15 protein-coding genes are annotated in these 20754 nt (G+C 38.0%); 2 read left to right on the top strand and 13 right to left on the bottom strand.

The window, feature by feature from the left end:
- The 11 genes from AADJ06_RS07015 to AADJ06_RS06965 form a co-directional block, all read right to left on the bottom strand.
- A complete protein-coding gene (locus AADJ06_RS07015) occupies window positions 1–828 on the bottom strand; it encodes a sugar phosphate isomerase/epimerase family protein (protein WP_341225710.1) in 828 nt (275 codons plus the stop codon).
- 39 nt (window positions 829–867) lie between these two features.
- Window positions 868–1722 (bottom strand): sugar phosphate isomerase/epimerase family protein, encoded by an 855-nt coding sequence (locus AADJ06_RS07010; protein WP_341225709.1) that lies wholly within the window; start codon window positions 1720–1722, stop codon window positions 868–870.
- A gap of 6 nt (window positions 1723–1728) precedes the next feature.
- Complete coding sequence (locus AADJ06_RS07005) at window positions 1729–2523, bottom strand: DUF1080 domain-containing protein (protein ID WP_341225708.1); 795 nt, start codon at window positions 2521–2523, stop codon at window positions 1729–1731.
- 25 nt (window positions 2524–2548) lie between these two features.
- Window positions 2549–4000: a sulfatase gene (locus tag AADJ06_RS07000; RefSeq protein ID WP_341225707.1), complete on the bottom strand. Its 1452-nt coding sequence runs from the start codon at window positions 3998–4000 to the stop codon at window positions 2549–2551.
- A gap of 114 nt (window positions 4001–4114) precedes the next feature.
- A complete protein-coding gene (locus tag AADJ06_RS06995; RefSeq protein WP_341225706.1) occupies window positions 4115–6796 on the bottom strand; it encodes a c-type cytochrome in 2682 nt (893 codons plus the stop codon).
- Between the two features lie 86 nt (window positions 6797–6882).
- Window positions 6883–8391, bottom strand: a complete 1509-nt coding sequence (locus AADJ06_RS06990) for a RagB/SusD family nutrient uptake outer membrane protein (protein ID WP_341225705.1) — start codon at window positions 8389–8391, stop codon at window positions 6883–6885.
- Between the two features lie 18 nt (window positions 8392–8409).
- The gene (locus AADJ06_RS06985) at window positions 8410–11499 is read right to left on the bottom strand and encodes a TonB-dependent receptor (RefSeq protein ID WP_341225704.1); all 3090 of its coding nucleotides are present in this window, start codon (window positions 11497–11499) and stop codon (window positions 8410–8412) included.
- Window positions 11500–11751: 252 nt separating this feature from the next.
- Complete coding sequence (locus AADJ06_RS06980) at window positions 11752–12771, bottom strand: GntR family transcriptional regulator (protein WP_341225703.1); 1020 nt, start codon at window positions 12769–12771, stop codon at window positions 11752–11754.
- A gap of 145 nt (window positions 12772–12916) precedes the next feature.
- Window positions 12917–13417: a thiol peroxidase gene (gene tpx / locus AADJ06_RS06975; protein WP_341225702.1), complete on the bottom strand. Its 501-nt coding sequence runs from the start codon at window positions 13415–13417 to the stop codon at window positions 12917–12919.
- Between the two features lie 75 nt (window positions 13418–13492).
- Window positions 13493–14767 (bottom strand): DEAD/DEAH box helicase, encoded by a 1275-nt coding sequence (locus AADJ06_RS06970; RefSeq protein ID WP_341225701.1) that lies wholly within the window; start codon window positions 14765–14767, stop codon window positions 13493–13495.
- A 15-nt stretch (window positions 14768–14782) separates the two neighbouring features.
- On the bottom strand, window positions 14783–16267 hold the full coding sequence (locus tag AADJ06_RS06965; RefSeq protein WP_341225700.1) for an FGGY family carbohydrate kinase: 1485 nt from the start codon (window positions 16265–16267) through the stop codon (window positions 14783–14785).
- Between the two features lie 583 nt (window positions 16268–16850).
- On the opposite strand from AADJ06_RS06965, the gene tnpA reads away from it, so the two are divergent.
- Window positions 16851–17309, top strand: coding sequence for an IS200/IS605 family transposase (gene tnpA / locus AADJ06_RS06960; protein ID WP_341225699.1), 459 nt, complete (start codon window positions 16851–16853; stop codon window positions 17307–17309).
- Window positions 17310–17375: 66 nt separating this feature from the next.
- On the opposite strand, the gene AADJ06_RS06955 is transcribed toward tnpA, so the two are convergent.
- Window positions 17376–18524, bottom strand: a complete 1149-nt coding sequence (locus AADJ06_RS06955) for an amidohydrolase family protein (RefSeq protein ID WP_341225698.1) — start codon at window positions 18522–18524, stop codon at window positions 17376–17378.
- A 102-nt stretch (window positions 18525–18626) separates the two neighbouring features.
- Entirely contained in the window at window positions 18627–19106 is a 480-nt protein-coding gene (gene ispF / locus AADJ06_RS06950) for a 2-C-methyl-D-erythritol 2,4-cyclodiphosphate synthase (RefSeq protein WP_341226210.1), read from the bottom strand.
- Between the two features lie 399 nt (window positions 19107–19505).
- Here ispF and AADJ06_RS06945 point away from each other — a divergent pair, with 399 nt between their 5' ends.
- The gene (locus AADJ06_RS06945; protein WP_341225697.1) at window positions 19506–20531 is read left to right on the top strand and encodes a hypothetical protein; all 1026 of its coding nucleotides are present in this window, start codon (window positions 19506–19508) and stop codon (window positions 20529–20531) included.
- The last annotated feature ends 223 nt before the right edge of the window (window positions 20532–20754 follow it).

Raw genomic sequence — 20754 nt, 5'->3', positions numbered from 1 at the left:
TTACTTCAATTTTGGAATTAAATCGTTTACTATCCACTGGCCATCATGTAGGGTCACTGCATCTGGGTCTTCTAAGGCTAAAGCACCTTCGTCTTCACAAATAATCCAGCCGCCATAGTTAATGTCTTTTAGCCATTGGGTTATTTCTAAAAGCTTTACTTTTCCTTTGCCCATCAATACAAATTCAGGATTACCATCCCAATCTTTATAATGCACATGATTAATGAGCGATTGATATTCTTTCATTTTAGAAAGTGGGTCCATGTCGCCATTTATAATATGCCCTACATCTGGAGTCCAGCCTGTAACGGAGGTGTCAAGGCTTTCTAAAACTATTTTATAATCTTCCTCGGTTCGAATAATAGAAGTATGTGGCGAGTTAGGATGATAACTACATGGTATGCCTTTGTCGGCAGCTCTTTTAGAAACGGTATTGACAATGTTAACCAAGGTTTTTCTTCTGGTTTCTATATCATGACGTCCAGTTGGAATTTGAACTGTATTTAGCATAGCTCCAGGGAAATGCTCCAAAAGAGCTATGGCATTGTCTGCTACTATTTTTTCCTCGTCAGTTTCTTTTGCTCCATTCCAGTCTTGAGCTAAAGCAAGAGCAGCTAGTTCTATGCCTTGTTCTTTAAGCTTGTTTGCTAATAGTTCTGGATTTACCAAATCTCCCATCCATGTAAAAATTGGTTGAATACCTGTAAAGCCAGCTTTAGCGATTATTTCAATCATGTGACCAAGCTGCCCTTTATGGGTTTCGCCGTCGCCACTCATAAACCAAGTGTAGACTTCGGATCCAAAACGAAATGGTAATTTGTTATTCATAGGGTTGTTTTTCAATAGGTTGATTAAATGTTTTTGATTTTATTTTAAACCATGTTTGGCAGACATGTCTTGAATAAACTTCAAGCCTTTTTCTGCAATGTCCCAAGCGTCGTCATATTCTCTCCAAACATTGATGGCGTTCGCAAAATCGGGGTCACTACGTGAAAAAGCCTCAATGGTTAACCATCCGTCATAATTGATGTCTTTTAAAGCCGAAAATGCATCATCAAAAGGAATATGCCCACTTCCAGGTGTTCCTCTGTCATTTTCAGAAATATGGACATGCTCTAAATGCGGGGCAATGTTATTAATAGCGGTAGCATATTTTTTTTCTTCAATATTGCTATGGTGCGTATCAAACATGGCTCTCACATTTGGGTGATTGATGGTATTTACCAGTTTAGCTAAATCTGCCATGGTATTTACCAAATAACATTCAAACCTATTTAGTGCTTCCAGGGCTAAAGTTACACCAGCTTGCTGGGCATGCTGTCCTGCACTGTGCATGTTTTCGGCACTCCATTTTAATTCGTCTGCCGTGGCTGGGCGACCATAAAAGTGAGCGTGAGCAGAGTGAAAGGGTCCACAAAGCACAGAACTACCTAATTCGTGCGTTCTGTCAATGGCCCATTTCACTCTGTCCAAACCTTTCTGTCGTATTATCGGATTGTCGCTAACTGGGTTGGCATCTGGACTTACCACCGTTACACAGGTAACATCAAGGCCAAGAGCTTTGGAGCGGTCACCTACCAGTTTATAGTTTTTTATGTCTTCAGCACCCACAAAATATTCTACGCCATCGTAACCAATGTTTTTTAAGCGTTCTATAATAGGGTAAAGGTCTTCCGAGACATTTGCCGACCAGGCTAATACGTTAAATCCGATTTTTGTCATTCTTTATTATTGCTTCATTCTTAAATTTCTATATTTCACAGTCATTGGCGGACCTACATGTACTTGCACACCAAGTAGTCCTTTTGACTTTCCATTAACCTCATCATTATCTGTTACATCGCTCATTAAAACACCATTGATGTAGTGTTGTAATCTGTTCCCTTTTATGACCAAATGAAATTCATTCCAATCTTGGGCATTAATCTTAGTTTTTAGAGAATCTGACTCTCCTAAACTTCCAGTAACTTCTAGTTCTGTCCAAGCGTTTTTCTTTACTTTTTCTCTTACTTGCTCGTGTGTCATATCACCTGTTTGAGGGTTGATGCTCGTGATTTGACCTCGGTATGCAAGTGTGGTTCTTCCTCGCTCTTCATAGTTTTGGCCTGTATATCGGTTTGCACCGTCAATATCGGCCTGATACCCTTTTAAAGCGTGAGGAACTTCGGTAAAACGCTCACTTCTATAGTTAATTCCTGAGTTTCCTTTTTCTGAAATCAGGAACTCACCTTTGAGCTCAAAATCGCCAGGCTCTCCGCCCTCCCAAATTATGAATGAATTTGTTTTTAGCAAAGTGCTAGGAGTGATTTCTCCTACTAAATTTCCGTCTTGTACGCTCCAGTAGGTAGTGTCACCTTCCCATCCGTCTAAGTTTTCGCCATTAAAAATCTGGACAAATTCACTTTCATTTTCCACTACTGCTTGTTCTTCATCGTTAGCAGCACTGTGAGATTCTGTACAAGAAGTGCTTATTAATCCAATGGCAGCAGCTGCCAGTAAGTAGGTTACGTTTTTGTTTATCATGCTGGGTTAAAATTAAGATTGTTTATTATTCGTTTATTGGTTTTCCTTCGTAATTGACATTGATATATGGAACGGTTTCGGTTTCGTCTACCAAGTAGTTCCATTTCTTTACATACTCCATTCCTGGGAGAAATTCATCATTTCTCTTTTGAAGTTCTTGATTTAATTTTTTTTCTAAAGTCTTTTGAAGTTTTTGATGTTCAGGCTTGCCTATCAAATTGTTCATTTGAAAAGGGTCGGACACATTATCAAAAAGCAGCCAAGGGCCTTCTAAGTCTCTGGTGTAGGTATACCTTCCGGTAAATACGCCTCTATATTCTTTGCCACCCATTTTTCTCGCCCATTGACCGAAAGGTTGTTGACAAGAGATAAGGGTCTGTTTTACTTTATCTTTCTTTTCACCTTTTAAAACAGAGGAGAAGTCTAAACCTTCTACTGTTTCAGGGATATCAATATTTGATAAACCTAAGAGCGTAGGCATAATGTCTGGTGAGTTTATAAGAGCTGGAGAAATGCTACCTTTTGTGCCAAAGGCTTCAGGATAATGAATAAGGAAAGGAACCTTGATACTCTCTTGGTAAGGCTGTTGTTTTTTATAAAAACCATGAGAACCCAAAAGGTCTCCGTGGTCAGAGGTGAAGACTATTATGGTGTTTTTATCCATATTTAAGTCCTTAAGCTTTTGCCTCATTTTGCCAATATAAGAGTCTATTGCAGTCATATGAGCGTAATATCCTCGGGTGTCATTTTCGACTTTTTCTCTTAGTTCTTCTGGTACATTCTTATGAATGAAAATCTCTTTGTTTTTATAGTGTTTTTTGAATTCTTCAGGTGCAGTATGATAAGGAGCATGTGGGCTCCCTATTGAAAGCATTAATAAAAATGGTTTTTTACTTTTTGACTGTTCGTCTAGGTAGTTTAAAACGTCTTCTGTTTGAGCGGCGGCGTCATAACCATTCCAGAATTTCTTTTCGTCTGACTTACCTGTGTAGTAGGCGGAATTGTTATAGTTATGGGTGCATTCCAGTACTTTCCAGTATGCAAAACCTTGCTGGCGAGTAGGAGGGATGTAGGTGTTTCTGCCGTGACCGTCTAGGTGCCATTTACCAATATAGCCAGTGTTATATCCGTCTTTCTTAAACACTTTTGGGAGTGTTATGGCATTAGTGTCTAAAAGAACATCATTCATAAAAACACCGTTTGTGAGTGGGTACTGCCCAGTCATTAGCGACGCTCTGTGTGGGGTACATACAGGTGTGCCAGAAATAGCATTTTTTAAGTTGATACTTTCAGACGCTAGTTGGTCTAAATTTGGTGTGAGCACATCTTGATTTCCTGAGTAGCCAGTGGCTTGAGCTCTCCATTGGTCCACTAAAATATATAAGATGTTTGGTTTTTCTGATGCCTCCTGAGCTGTGACACTTTTGAGGAAAGGGCATAGAAATATAAGGCTAAATAGAAATGTTGATTTTCTCATGTTGGTAGGGCTAAAGTGAAAAAGATTGGCCCAGGTAATTTCTACCCAGACCAAATCTTATTTCAAACTAAACTCGAAAATTTTTAATAAAATAAACCTCTTAAAGTGGTTAGATTATTTAGAAGAGAACATCTTATTGTTTTCATTACCTCCTGACATTAGGTAGGCCATTAAATCTTTAAGTTCGTCCTCATTAAGGCTATTTATAAGACCAGGGAACATCATTGAAACTTGAGAACTCTTGACAGAAACTACATCTGCTTTAAGTACTTTTTCTAACATATCTGGTGCAAAAGGATTTGAAGAAATGTAATAGGATTCATCATCTTCATTTACAAGTCTACCTACTAAAGAGTTACCATCTTTTAAGCTAATTTGAGAAGCTGCATATTGGTCAGAAACTGCTTTATTAGGGTCAATTATAGCTTCAAGCATATCTTTAGACGAGAAACGTGTTCCTAATTGCGTTAAGTCAGGGCCAATGGCTCCACCTTCGCCTCTCATGGTATGACAGTTTTTACAAGTGGTGGCTGCAAACATGGCTTTACCATTTTTGAAGTCTCTGCCGCTTAAACCTTCGTCAATTAACTTTGCTGCTGCTTCCACTTTCCATCTTCTTCCTGGTCCTTTCGGATAAGACATATCAACGATTTCGTTACCATTAGACGAGAGTAAATCTGCCCCTGATAATTGATTGTAATGCTCTACTTTATCAGCTGGAACATTTTCTAAGGCTAACTTACGAGCTCTGTCAATAAACCCAACGTAGCTACGTCCGCCTTTGTAACTGAAAGCTTTTTTAAACCAAGAGAAGTATGTTTCTCTAGTTTTTTCTGTCCATCCTTTTTTCGCCATGCTTAAAACCGTTGCATAGTATGTGTGCTGCATTGGAGGCATGTTGGCTAACATTTCAGCAATATCAGAACCATACTGAGGGTTTCTCAATATTAAGTCACTAGAGGCAGTGGCCGTTTCTTCCATTAAGCTTTCTGTACCTGGCTCTTTTTCTATTTTCATAAGAGCTAAGGTCTTGTCAACCGCTCCTGGAGCATCTAAGTATAGTAAAACCTTACTTAAAGACCTGTTTAATTGAGCTGTTCTAGCAGGATACTGCGAGTTTAAAAGTGCTATTACCTTAGTTTTGGTATCACCTTCTGGCTCACCCATTCTTAAAAAGGCTAGCTCGTAGGCTCTTAGTATGTCTAGCTGCTCACCTTCGTTAAGGCTTTTGTAGTTAATGCTAGAAAGAGCGTTTAGTATTTCGTTTTTCTTAGAGCCATCTCCCATTCTAATTAAAGAAATTAGAGCTTGCGTTTTAGCCACAGCGTCTTTCTCTGAAAGAGCTTTTGACTGCCATTCTGAAACTGGCTGATGCTCTAATACTAATCTGGCTGCATATCTGATAAACCTATCAGCGTTATTAAGTTCAGGCCAGGCTTTTTTGATGGCACTTTTGTCTGCACCAGCTACGTGATACTTTTCTAAATCTCTTCTTAATTGGTTTTCGGCATTGATAGGCTTAATAGCTACTGGAGCTGTACTTTCAGAACCCACATAGCTTACACGGTATAGGTCTGATTCTAATCTACGCCCACCCGTTAAGAAGTAAAGAGCTCCGTCTGGACCAATAGTTCCGTCAGTAAGTGGTAATGGAATACCTGATAAGAACTCTTCTCTTTCTGCCGTATATGATGCCCCTTCTGGCTTCAAATGAATGGCATGCATAATTCCGAAACTCCAGTCAAAAGCTAATAAAGAGCTTCTGTATTTAGCAGGGAACTTGGCATCTTTTAAATGCAATAAGTTGGTAGGAGAACCCTGTCCAATGTTTATTACTGGAGGAAGGTTATCTGGGTAAGCAGGAGACCATTTGCTGTTTCCTGTTCTCCAGCCATGTTCTGAACCACTTGTAGAATGATTGATTCTGGTAGGGCGGTACCAAGGTTGTCCAAAATCCCACTCCATATCTGCATCGTATGCAAATAAATCGCCTACTTCGTTAAAGGCAAGGTCAAATGCATTTCTATAACCAGCACTTACTAGTTCCCATCTTTTTCCTTCTGGGTCTAGGTTTGCTATCCACCCACCTGGTGCCATGCGGTCGTTGGCGTGTCCTCTTGGATCTTTAATTAATGGGAAAAGGTTATCTTCTTGCCAGTTTGATGGTAAACGATATCCATCCATTTCTGGAACGTCTGTATGATTTCCAGCAATTACATAAAGTGATTTTCCATCAGGAGAAAGGACTATACTATGAGGTCCATGTTCTCCTTGACCTACTAACTCTTTCAGTAAAGTTATTTTGTCAAAATGGTCGTCGTTGTTTGTATCTTGAAGTCTGTATAATCCACTAGAGCGAGGGAAATCTTTATTGTTTTTCCCGTTGTTAATCATCACGTAAAGGCTATTGAATGCATAAAGCAATCCGTTAGCATAACCCATACCCACTTCATCCACATTGGCACCTTTGCCAATTTTTATTTTCTCAACCTTTGGTTTAGAACTTGCACTGCCAATTGCTGGAATTTTTAATCTGTAAAGAGAGCCATACTGATCGGAGGTGATCATTCTTCCTTTGTCGTCAAAAGTCATGGCAACCCATGAACCCTCATCTTCTTCAGAAGGACTGTAAAGGTGTTCGGCTTTAAAGCCGTCTGATAATCTTAGTTTCTTTATTTTCGGGTTTTCCTCATCCATTGATGCTAAAACCTGCTTTTTTAAGAAAGTAAAGGAATTGGCTATTGTGAGAGCTGCTGCCGCAAACAGCAGGATGATTGAACGTTTTTTTAGTGACATAATTTCCCTAGGTTGAATTTTAGTTTATACTGCACAAGATAAAAAATTAATTTTCTCTTGTGCAGTTTTATGAGTGTAATATAAAATTAGAAATGGGGAGATAAGTCGGCTTCTGCCGCAGGAAGACCATAGTAAAGCGAAATGTTGCTAAATGCATTTCCCCTAGGCTCAGCACCTTCTGGATAGTAATAAGCAAATGGATCTGCTTTGATACGGTTACCATAGGCTGTTATAGTCTCTATTGCTTTTCCGGTACGTACTAAGTCGAACCATCTCTTGTTTTCAAATGCTAACTCGACTCTTCTCTCATTTGCAATAGCTGTTCTTAGCTCATCTTGACTAGTAGCTGGTGTGTTTCCAAGACCTGCTCTAGACCTTACTTGGTTAAGAAAAGGAAGTGCCTCAGAGGTTTTGTTTTGCTCTATCAAAACTTCAGAAAGGAATAATAGTGCTTCCGAGTAGCGATATACCGGCCAGTTAGTACCTGTGTTATTATGAAGGCTATGCTTCTTAGCATATTTCTTAATGTAAGGATAGGTTTTGTCAGACCTCAGGCTACCTTCTAAGGTAACGTAAGCTATAGATTCGTCTTTTCTTAAATCTCCATCTTCATAAGCGGCAATAATGTCTGGTGTAGGAATGTTGTTCCCTTCTCCATTAATTGGTTGGGGGTTAGACGTACCCATTATTGGCTCTAGTTCGCTAGGAGAAATTGGTCTTGGAAGAAAGCTGTAAATGAAATTACCATTTAAGCCAGCTGAACCTTCTAAGAACTGAACTTCGAAAATAGACTCTTGGTTATTTTTGTTTGAGTTATTGTCTGAGAAAGCTTCTCCATATGTAGGCATTAAGGCGTACTCACCGCTGTTTACTATTTCTCTTAATAGTGCTTCTGCTCCACTCCAGTTTTTTTGGATAATATAGACATTAGCAAGTAACATTTGGGCAGCTCCTTTTGTTACTCTTCCTGGCTCTTGATTTGCTTTAGTAGGCAAAGAAGATATAGCGGCTTGAGCGTCGCTGATCACTTGCTGATATAGTCCTGCTTCTTCGGTAAGTGGCAGTGCAGCACCTTCTCTGTCTGTAACAGGCTCTAGGTGAAGGGGTGCTTTTCCGAAATATCTGGCAAGTTCAAAGTAGGCAAATGCTCTTAGGAACTGAGTTTGACCTTTAAGGTTTGCTTTGTTTGCAGCATCAAAATCTACATCGTCTATCTGGCTCAGGATTTGGTTAGTTCTGGCTATTATTTGATAATCAAGTCTGTATTGATTTAATACGTGCGTATTGGTTGACAAACCATTACTTGTAGGGTCTGCAAAGTCAGCCAAATCTTCTTGTTGCTCTGTAGCTCCAAAAAGAATGTTTCTTGCATAATAGGTATTGTCTGAGTGCATTTCACTTAACAACCAGGAACGGCTATTAAAAATGTCTCTTAATGGAACGTATGCCCCATTAACGGCTTGTTCGAAATCGGCCTCTTTGGTAAAGAATGTAGCCGAACTTAAGGCAGTAGCAGGCACTAGTTCTAAGAAATCGTCCTTACATCCAGTCTGCGTAAATACTGCTAGTATTAATAGAATTATTGTCTTCTTCATTTTACTGATAGCTTTAGATTAAAAATTAAGATTAACACCCAAAGAAAAAGTACGTGGCACTGGGTAGTTTGAAAGGTCAACGCCTGGGCTCAAGTTTCCTCCGTCTCCTTGACCATTGTTTTGAGCACTAGTTTCAGGGTTAGGACCACCCCAATATTTGGTTAAAACTAAAGCCTGTTGGATAGAACCATAAATTCTTGCACTATTAAATATTTTATTGCTTTTGTTGAAAGTATAGCCTAAAGTGATGTTTCTAATCATGAAATTTGATGCATCAGTTACAAACCTACTGTTCATCCAATCACGCTCAATTCCTGTTACGTTTCCACCACCTACAGTAGTTCCATAAAATCCTTTTCCTGGGTTTTCTTCAGAACGGAATCTATACTGAACTTCTTTTACCATGTTAAATACACCATCAAGGTTAGCTGTACTATATAAATGACGAACAAGTAATTCGTTACCTACCGAACCCGAACCTACAATACTTAAATCGAAGTTTTTGTAGTTAAAGGTATTTGTAATACCGAATACAAAATCAGGGAATGGATTTCCCATAATAGCTCGGTCATCATTATCTCCTCCTCGTGTAATTACTCCATCGCCGTTAATGTCTAAAAGCTTGATACTTCCTACTGTAGACCTTCCAGGCACTTGTGGACTGCTATTTAAATCTTCCTCATTAAGGTAAACACCGTCAGCTATATGTCCATAAAATTGACCGAATGGTTGTCCTACTTGCGTAATATGGTATGAACCATAAACTCTGTCAATACCATCTGCTAGGGCTAACACTTTATTTCTGTTGAATGAAATGTTGAAATTAGTGTTCCATCTGAAATCCGAATTTGATACGTTTTTGGTGTTAAGAGAGAACTCATGTCCCCAAAATCTAATTTCACCAATATTGTCATTAAAATTACTAAACCCTGACTCTTGAGCCACCTGAACACTGTAAAGCAGATTCGTAGTGTTTTTGGTATAATAGTCATAGACAAACTGAATTCTGTCATTGAAGAAACCTAAATCAAGACCGATATCAAATTGTCTTGTGGTTTCCCAGCCTAGGTTTGGGTTAGCTAAAGATGTTACTCTGGCACCAGCTACTACATTTGAACCAAAAACAGCGTTTACTGTATTGTCTACAAGTGCATAAGATGTGTAGTTACCAATATTGTTGTTACCAATTATACCGTAACTAGCTCTTAATTTGGCAAAAGAAAGCTTATCAAACTTGTTAAGGAATGACTCATCAGACATAACCCACCCAGCGGAAACTGAAGGGAACGTTCCCCAACGATTGTCAGCTCCAAAACGAGAAGAACCATCTCTTCTTACTGCTGCTGTGAACAGGTATTTACCTTTATAGTTATACGTAAGGCGTGAAAGAAGAGAAGTTAAGCTCCATTCTTGTAAGTCATTTCTAGTACCACCTCGGTTTATGTTAATGGCACCTTGTACGGTAGGTACACGGTCATCTGCATATGTATCTCCTTGTATTCTGGTGAATTCTTCAGAGAAAGTTTGGTTTGTAAAACCTCCAAGGATTTCAAAGTTATGGTCATTGAAGCTTTTAGAGTATGTAGCCAAGTTTTCGTTAAGCCAGCTTACTCTTTCATTATTTTCTCTAATTGACTCTGCGGTAGTTGGAATAGGTTGGTTAATTCTATATGTGGCTGTAGATGGGTTGAAATAGAAATATTTAGATCTACCAAATTCCACATTAAAACTAGTCTTAAGAACTAAACCGTCAATTGGTTCGTATGAAGCAAAGGCATTAGAAAGTAGGTTTAACTGTTTCGTTTCATTTACTAATTCCTGTGCAGACCTTACATAATTAGGATAGGCAAAGATATTACCTGTGCTACCTGGGAACCTATTAAATAAGGTTAATTCCCCTTGGTCGTCATATATTGGCATTACTGGCCAAGTGTGAAGGGCATTAAAGAGTATACCAGTACCACGAGAACCATCTGTTCTTGGAGTATTGTCGTATACATATTGCGGAGCCAGGTTAAAACCTAATTTAACTTTTTCTCCTACATCATACTCTGAGTTTAATCTTAGAGAATAACGTTGGTATTTATTATTTAAAACTACGCCTTGCTGATTAAAAACACCCGCTACCACTGCCGTACGAGAATTACCTTTGTTAGATGAAACATTTAAAGTGTAGCTCTGAAGGGGAGCATCTCTTAAAAGTGCGTCATACCAATCGTTGTTTTTTCCTTCGTAATCTGACGGGTTTTGGAATTCTACTGGTACAGGAGAGCCTTGGTCTTCGTAGTATTCTTTTTTAAACTGTGCAAACTCCACAGCATCCATCATTTCAATTCTTCCTTTTACTGGCACTGTTTGCATACCCGTGAAAGCATTGAGGCTGACACTTGTACCTTGTTTGGCACCGCGTTTTGTAGTTACTAAAACTACTCCATTTGCTGCTCTAGAACCATAAAGTGAAGTAGATGCGGCATCTTTTAAGATAGTAATATCTTGAATTTCGTCAGGGTTAAGATTTGCAATATCGCCGGTTATAGGAAAACCGTCAATAACATATAATGGAGTACTTCCTGCTGATACAGAGAGCTGACCACGTATACGTACGTTCATGCCTTGACCTGGTTTTCCAGTAGTTTGGTTAATTTGAACACCAGCTACTTGTCCTTGTAATTTTTGGCCTACTTGGGAAACTGGTAAATCTTTAAGCTCTTTGTAGTCAATTGTTTGTACTGCTCCAGTAACCTCTCTTTTTAACTGGCTACCATAACCTACTACCACTACCTCATTTAGTAACTGGTCATCTAAGTCTAAGTTAACATCAATTGTTTTTTGAGATCCAACAGTAACTTCTTGGTCAAGATAACCTACAAAGCTAAACACTAGGGTTTGGTTTGGCTGAGCATCTATTTTGTACTTACCATCCAGGTCTGTTGAGGTACCTTTGGTTGTGCCTTTTATTGACACACTTACTGCCAGCATTGGGCTGCCGGTTTCGTCGAGCACTGTTCCTTGAATTTGGGAGAATGCAAAAGACGTGCATAGCATTAGAAGCAGGAAAACTCCTGAGAATCTAATTCTATGCATAATTGCGGTAGAATTTAACTTCATAATTTCAATAGTTAATGGTTTGAAAAAAAAACATCGGGTTGTCTATAAAAAGAAATATTATTTCCTTTATATGTACCAAAAGTATCTCTTAAGCCATGTTGTACCGTCATACACTGTCACACCGAACCGTCCTATACTGTCTTCGTATAATGCAATTACTTAAGGACGAATTTTAGGAAACTGGGGATGAAAAGCCCAGATTAAACGATGAGTAGATTTAGACTTAAGGGTATGATTGAAATAATTGTAGTTTTAGCTAGATGCTCTTAATCTTATAGTGAATGGGTTTTTGGTATGCTCTTTCTTATTATTAAGTATAAGCTCACCTGCTTTTTCGCCCATTAAAGAGAAATCAGTAGATATGGTGGTAATGCCATTCAAGATGAATTTTTTAAGTGGCGTTTCATTGTAAGAAATTATACCAATGTCTTTACCTACTTTAAGACCAGAGTCAGGAATCATGTCTAACAACCTTACCAAGTCATCTTCCATGACATTTAGGTATAACTCACCTGGTCTAATTTTACTTTTACGAATGTCGTTTATGATTTTGTAATTAAACTCGTAGCTGTTGCAGAAGTTTATAAAACCCTGCATGATGTCTTTGGGGTAGTAAGAATTTTCAGGGAAAATAAGTACCATCCTGTTATACTTTTTTAAAGTTTCCCAAGCTTCGCCTAGAGCTCCAAAAATGTCGTCTTCGAAAGGTTGATATACTGCAGCAAACTTTCCTGTAATGCCATCTAGCATTTTGTCGATGACTATCAGCTGGTCCTTTGGAAGCTTGTTTATTAGTTTCAGGGCTTGCTCATCTCCTTCAATGAAATTTGGGATGATAACATAATGTGAGTAACCCTTTTTATGACTTTCCAGTAATTGGCAAAACTGTGTGGCATCGTTATTATATATATAAAATTCTATAGCGGCACGGTTTCCTAGTTTTGCTACTAAAGAGTCATAGATTTGCTTTTTGTGAGCACTAAGCTTATTAAATAGTAAAAGAATTTTCAGGTCTTGTTCTACCTGGTCATTAATAACAAAGAAACCTTTACCTGGGTGAGCTGCTATAAAGTTTCTTTTACGTAATTCATTATAACCTTTTTCTACCGTGATTCTGGAAATTTCGAAACCATAGCTTACTTCATTAATAGAAGGTAAGGTGTCGCCTTTTTTTAGCCTACCAAAACGTATGCTTTCTAATATGCTATTAACTAGCTGCTGATATTTTGGTGTGGCCGAGAATTCATTGATGCTTATTAATTTGACACTCATTATTATTTCAGGTAGGTTGAAAGTACTGGCAGTATAGCAGGTTTTAACAAAAGAAACAAGACTTGATTTGCTTAAACCTTGGTCAAAAGTAAAGCACACCAGTTAAACTAGTGTGCTTCACGAGGTTAGTGTATGACAGTTTTGACTATGCCAATACCTTCAATGCTGCTTCATAATTAGGCTCTTGAACTATTTCAGGAACCTGCTCTGTATAAACTACTTTATGGTTTTCGTCTAGTACTATAACCGCTCTGCTTGAGAAGTCTTTCAAAGGACCGTCTACTATTTCAAGACCATAATCTTTTCCGAAACTTCCGTTTGCAAGGTCAGAAAGTGTTTCCACATTTTCAATACCTTCTGCCCCACAAAAACGACCTTGGGCCATTGGTGTGTCTCTAGAAATGCAAAGTATTTTAGTGTTTTTAAGGTCTCCAGCCACTTTGTTGAATTCTCTAACAGATGTAGCACAAATGCCCGTATCTAAACTTGGAAATACGTTTAATACTACTCTAGAGCCTTTATATTTATCAAGATTAGCTCTTGACATATCTTGAGCTATTAATTCAAAGTCTTTAGCTTGCTCACCTAGTTGAGGTAAGTTGCCATTGGTGTTAATAGGAGTTCCTTTTAATGTTATTTGTGCCATAATTATTTCGTTGGTTTTATATTTGAAGATAGAACAGAGATACGCCTAATGCAAGTTCAGAGTTTTATAAAAGTCTTATTTCTTCTTTTTCTTCTTTGCTTTATCCTTAACTTTTTTCTTTCTGTGTTTTATGTTAGACTTTTCAGCCATTTCTATTTCTTTTTGAATGTCTTTCCAAGTGGTGTTCGACTCATTTTTTGTGAAGTCTAAAGTTTCTTTGTATTCTTCTTTACCAAGATTCAGAACTTCAATAGAACCACCAAGATATGCCTCTATCTCCGTCAAATAGTGCTTTTCTTCAGTAGCACAAAAAGCCAAGGCTTGCCCTTTATTCATTCCACGACCAGTTCTACCTACCCGGTGAACATAGTTTTCTGGCACATCTGGCAGGTCATAGTTTATGACCAAATCTACATTTGGAATATCAATACCTCTTGCACTTACGTCTGTAGCTATTAAAACCCTGTTTTCGCCCGAACGGAAATGTTTCATCACATCTTTTCTGTCGGAGTGCTCTTTGCCGCTATGTATAGTTTCCGAGTCTATATCCACGCGTTTCATGGCAGCCATGACTCTTTCTGCACGAACCTTTGTCCTGACAAAAACTATCATTTTCTTGTCCGGGTTCTCTTTGATAATTCGCTCTAAAAAGAAACGCTTATCATCCATTTCGACATACACCAGCGAGTGAACAATATTCTTAGAAACAGGGTCTTTAGGCGAAATTTGAATCCTGATGGCATTTCTAACTAAAGAATAGGCCAGTTTTTTAATGGTTTCATTAATTGTTGCCGAGAAAAAGAGCGTTTGTCTGCTGAGCGGTAAAAACCGAATTACATCTCTGATATCATCAATAAAACCTAGATCCAACATGTGGTCAGCCTCATCTAAAACTAAGATTTCTACAGTACTTAAATCTAAATGTCCCTGACTTCTCAGGTCAAACATTCTACCTGGTGTAGTAACTAAAATGTCAATACCAGAAGATAATCTGTCAATTTGAGGGGCTTGGTCTGTGCCTCCAAAAAGAGCAAAGGATTTTATACGCGTATGTTTCCCAATGCTCTGAAAAACCTGATTTATCTGAATAGCAAGCTCATGCGTAGGAGCCATGACAAGGCATTTGATGCCTTTTTTCTTAGACCTTTTCTTTTGTTCATTAATAAGGTGAATTATCGGAATGGCAAAAGCCGCCGTTTTCCCAGTACCCGTTTGGGCAATAGCCAAAACATCTTCACCTTTCAATATAGGCGGAATGGCCTTGTATTGAATATCAGTAGGCTTTTTGAAGTCTAGTTGTTCTAGACTTTTCTTAATCTCTTCGGAAATACGGTATTGAACGAACCTCATTGCTATGCTATATGCTTAAACACACAAAGCTAGTGCATTTAGCCAGCTTTGATAAGCTTCTTGGTAAGCATCTTTATTGTTTTCCTTAGGTTCTATTACTTTTAGGAGCGTCAAACCTTCCATTGTTTGTTCCAAAGAATCAAATATTCCGGCACCAAAACCACCTCCTAAGGCAGCTCCCTTGGCACCATCGGTATCATAAAGTTCTACGGGCGTCTGCGTAGCATTTACCAAAGTTTCAGAGAAAACATCACTTAAAAACATGTTGGCTTGTCCAGCCCTAATTACTTTCGGGATAACGCCGTTTGCTTGCATCATGTCAAAACCGTATTTCAAAGAGAAGGCAATTCCCTCTTGAGAAGCTCTATAAATATGGGCATCAGAATGCTGATTAAAATCAAGATTCATAAACTGAGCACCTACTAGTTTGTTTTCTAGCATACGCTCCGCTCCATTACCAAAAGGTAAAACAGAAAGACCATTTGAACCAATGTTTACTTTTGAGGCGACTTGATTCATTTCAGGATAATCTAAGCCCTTGGCAATATTATGTTTTACCCAAGAATTTAAAATTCCAGTGCCGTTAATGCAAAGTAGTATTCCAATTCTGGTTTGCTCGTCTAGTTGGTGATTGACATGGGCAAACGAGTTTATTCTAGATTTTGGGTCATAAGAAACCTTATCACTTACTGCGTAAACAACGCCTGAAGTACCTGCGGTAGCAGCAATTTCACCTGGGTTTACCACATTTAATGATAAAGCATTATTTGGCTGGTCGCCAGCTTTATAGGCTACAGGAATTCCAGCTGGGATGCCGAGTTTGTTAGCTATTTCTTTAGATACTTCTCCGTGGTTTGAGAAAACTGGCTTTATCTCAGGAATTAAATCCATATCAAAACCATAAGTTTTCATTACATCTTCCGAGACCTGGTTGTCACAAAAATCCCAGAAAATACCTTCTGAAAGTCCTGAGTTAGAAGTGGTGATTTCGTTGGTAAGCATCATGCCTATATAATCACCAGGGAGCATTATTTTATGGCACTTCTCAAAGACTGCTGGCTCGTTTTCTTTCACCCAAGCCAGTTTTGAGGCGGTGAAATTACCTGGTGAGTTTAATAAATGAGCTAATGCTTTTTCTTCGCCTATTTGTTTGAAGGCTTTATCGCCTACTTCTACCGCACGGCTGTCGCACCATATTATAGACGGACGAAGCACGTTCTTGTCTTTGTCTACCATTACCAAACCATGCATTTGGTAGGAGATACCAATGGATACAAGGTCTTTGGTGTCAAAACCGCCTTTAGTAATAACTCTTTCAATGGCCTTTTGTGAATTCTCCCACCACATTTCAGGTGATTGCTCTGCCCAGCCAGCTTGTGGAGATGAGATTGCTGTTTCGGTATCTGGGTATTGTGCAGATGCTATTACTTTTTTAGTTTTAGCGTCTACCACAGAAGCTTTAATAGAAGAAGTGCCGATGTCTAGGCCGAGTAAATACATAGGGTATTTGAGTTATATAAGGTTTGAATCTCAAAGCTAAGGAAAATGTGGAATATTTTAATTGTCTATTAGACACTTAATTTAAGCTGGAAGTTTTTTAGCCCCAGCGGGGCGAAATGTTAATAGTAATTTGGACAACAAAGAGTTTAGAAACCCCATAGGGGTGACATGTAGTTTTTGATAAGTTCTTGTTGCGATAAACATGCCGCTCCGCTGGAGCTAGTTTTTTTGTGTTGGTGTTCTTCTATTAATATTTCGCTTCTCTGGAGCTTTTCCTCAGTCTGATGTAGAATTGGAAATTTATGCGTTTTGCTTCGCCAAGCTAGCCCCAGCGGGGTGAAATGTTAATAGTAATTTGCACAGCATAGCGTTTGAAACCCCAGAGGGGTGATATGTAATTGTTTACGATTAATTTACCATGAAAAACATGTTGCTCGGCTGGAGCTTTCTTAATGTATTTCTATTGATATATCGCTTCTTTGGAGCTTTCTTGATGCGTTTCTATTACTACCGGTTATACCAACTAGCTACTTAATTGACTTATAACTTTATCCATTTCAAACGAAATCGCTATTTTTATTCCATGGCTAACACATACACACAACTATACTTCCATGTCATTTTTGCTGTGAAAGGAAGGAAAAGCTTAATACAATCATCTTGGAAAGAGGAGCTCTATAAATACGTCTCGGGAATTATTTCTAATAATAATCATAAGATGATGATAATTAATGGGATGCCAGACCACGTTCATATTTTAATGGGTACGCAGGCTAACATTAATCTATCCGACCTTATCAGAGACATTAAGGCAAATTCCTCCAAATGGATAAATGAAAAACAACTCGTGAGAGGTAAGTTTGAATGGCAGGCGGGCTTTGGAGCTTTTACTTTGGGGCAGTCGCAACTGCCGACAACTATTAATTATATCAAGCAGCAAGAAGAGCATCACAGCAAGAAATCATTTAAAGAAGAATATCTCCAATTCTTAAAATCTTATGAAATAGATTACAAAGAAGCTTATGTGTTTGAAGAGATATAAATTTTAAAAAAAAATACCCTGAGCTGTAAACTCAAGGTATTCTCAATATCAACACTAAGTCATTCCCTATTCTGGAAACATACTCTTATCAATACTAGGAAGTATTTTCAAGGCATTTTTATAATAAAGCTTCTTCAAAACCTCATCAGATAAACCTAAGCCGTACATTGGCCAGAAAGCGTGATACTTTTTATGGTATTCAAAATACTCATCTTCTGTTTCTAATACATGGAAATACGTTTCATACTCTTCTGGTTTCCAGGAGTCTTTTCCGAATAAAACACGGTCTTGCCATTTGGTAAAGAACTTATTTGCCGCTCGCGGCTGACGTCCTAGTTCAGCTATTACCGCACCTATTTCCACGTAAGTATTTGGTAGAGCAATCATCAGGCTGTCAAGCTTTTGAAGGTTATTTGCGTACCAACCCATGTGGGCGTTTATAAATGTAGTGTTTGGGTGTTTTGCAAAAACATCATGCTGCTGCTCTATTAACTCTTCAAAAGAGTAATCACCTTTTGTGGTGTCTCTTGCTCTTCTTGGGTGTGTTTTCAATTCAAGCCACCTTTCGTTATACCTGTTTAATGGATTCCAGAAAGAAGCAGGCTCAGCAGTATGTATTAAAACAGGGATTCCTAGTTTGCCTGCCATATCCCAAACTGGGTCAATTCTTTCATCGTTAACGGCTACCACACTTCCGTCGGCATTGGTAACATTAAAACCAAGGCTTTTATAAATCTTAAGTCCACCTGCCCCACGAAGTTTTACATCGTCTTCTAGCATTTTTACTGCTCTTTCAGTCCAGCCAGGTTCACTTATGCCGTTAAAATCTATATTGGTGAAAATGATAAACCTGTTGGGGTAATTATCATTGACCGCTTTTACATAACCTACTAATGTTTCAGTGGATTTGTCTATGTCTCTGGTCCAGCCACGTCCACTTAGGTTAATCATAACTTTCATGTTTAGGCTGTCCATGTCGTGCACTATATCGTCAAGTTTAGCTTTGGTGTTCATTCCAAACTGATGATTATGGATATCTATGAAAGGAAATTTTGCGGTGGTAGGTACATTAGATTCAACTATCAACGTTGATTTTGGTGTATATTCTTCAAATGAGATTTCACCGTCAGTACTTTCACCAATGGCTATTTGCTGGGCTAATGATATTGTAGATATAAATAGAGTTATGAGTAGGAGGGTATATTTGTTTGACATAATATATGTTTAATCAAATTGGAATTAGCTAAAAGTAACTCTATGTAGGGAATCATTGCTTTTAACAAAATTTTATTTTTCCAAAATCGCAAAAGAAGTCTATTAATCCTTGAAAACTAAGCAAACTGCATGTGCTTCTAGGCCTTCTTTTCTTCCTACAAAACCCATGTTTTCGGCGGTAGTGGCTTTTATGCTGACACAATCTTCCGGAATGTTAATGCAAGTTGCAATCGCCTTTTTCATTTCTGGAACGTATTTACCAATTTTAGGTTCTTGAAGAATAAGTGTAGAATCAATATTTCCTACTTTCCAGCCTTTTTCAATAATCATTCTGTTCACTTCAGTAAGGAATATTTTACTATCGGCTCCTTTCCATTGCGGGTCAGTGTTTTTGAAATGTAGTCCAATATCTCCTAAAGAAAGGGCACCTAATAATGCGTCGCAAATAGCATGTAAAAGGACATCAGCGTCGGAATGACCCATTGAACCCACGGTATGAGGTATTTTTATGCCACCAAGTGTTAGTTCATAACCAGCCGCAAGCTCGTGGACATCATAACCATGTCCAATTTTAATATTCATCATGTTTCAAAAGTAACAAAACATTATGCGGATGATTTTATATTTAACCAACATTTTTTGTTTGAAAGATTTTTGAGAAGATTGGTTTTGGCGTAGATAGCGAGAAGTTTTTGCGACTTTCTTGTGAGGGTTTTACCGAATCTTAAGACCTGGTTTAGGGTGTTAACATTGTTGAATTACCAAATTTAACAATTTATTAATATTGGAATACGGGGGCTACTTTTATTAATCGTGACTTTTGCGACATAATTAAGAACATTTGTCAATGAGGCAAATGATAGGAGTGAGTTTAACTATAAAGTGTTTGTTAGGGCTTTCTGTTATGATTAGTGTTCTAGTCGGTTAGACGTTTGTTTCACTATTATAGGCAGCGGTATAAACCTAATTAGATTATAAATTATGGATCAATATCTATCAATTTTTTTCTTTTTGCTAGCATCGTATTCTGTGATTGCTAATGATTCTATCCAGACACTCGGGACTTGGATGTCTTCAAATAGAAAAACCCCATGGTATTATTTAGCCTCCTTTGCAGCTATAGGTTTGATTTTGACTGTTTCCTATAGTTGGTTTGCTAATAATGGTGATATATCATACGGAAGGTTAGAGAAGATCCCCTTCGTACAAGTTCAGTGGTATCATGGAATAGCACCTGTGGTGTTAATTCTTATGACAAGAATGGGAATTCCGGTTTCAACGTCATTTTTGATTCTGGCCACATTTGCATCTACTGTAGTATTAGAGTCTATGCTTCTGAAGTCTATAGTAGGTTACGGGGTCTCTGCAGTAACAGCTTATATCTTTTGGATAGCCATTTCAAGGGTTTTGGACGAGAAGAAGAGTATTAGAAATAATAAGCAAAGTGGGCTTTCGGGGCTTATTTATAAATTTTTTATCAAAAAGGATGGTGAAAAGGGCTTGAGTTACACCGACTTTCAAAAAAAGTATTGGAGTTCGCTTCAGTGGGTTTCTACGGGTTTCCTGTGGTGGAGTTGGTTAACACATGATGTAGCCAACATTTCAGTTTTCCTTCCTCGTCAGATATCAGGGCTTCAATTGATTTTAATACTGGTCTTTTTTACCAGTGTAATCTTCTTTATTTTTAGAGAAGGCGGAGGTAAAATTCAAGGTATAGTATTGACCAAAACTAATACTAAATATGTGAGGTCTGCCACAATAATAGATTTTGTATATGCTATTATTTTGTTCTTCTTTAAAGAAGTTAATTCTATACCAATGTCCACCACATGGGTGTTTATAGGACTTCTGACAGGTAGAGAAATGGCTATTACTACTTTATCAAAACACAGGAAAATTAAGAACCTTTTCCCTATCATTCGTAATGATTTTGGGAAACTAGTACTTGGGATGACCGTTTCTGTTGTGATAGCTTTGGGTGTGAATTACCTGGCGGCTAAATACTAATATTCCGTTTCAAAACGAGTTTTCTTAACCTTAACGTTATTTAATAGTGCTTTTACTTAAGAAGCTCTATTTTTTTTGTTATACCCTTGTTATCAGTGTGTTGTGGTTTTATGTTGCTTGTTTATACATCGACAAAAAGTGGAATTATGTCGAATTTAATGTAAAGTTAACAATTTCTTAATATTGGATTATTTTTACACACTCTGTTATTTTAGACTTTTGT

The sequence above is a fragment of the uncultured Arcticibacterium sp. genome, from assembly GCF_964021845.1.
GTDB lineage: Bacteria > Bacteroidota > Bacteroidia > Cytophagales > Spirosomataceae > Arcticibacterium.
This window is presented reverse-complemented; position numbering and strand designations above follow the sequence as displayed.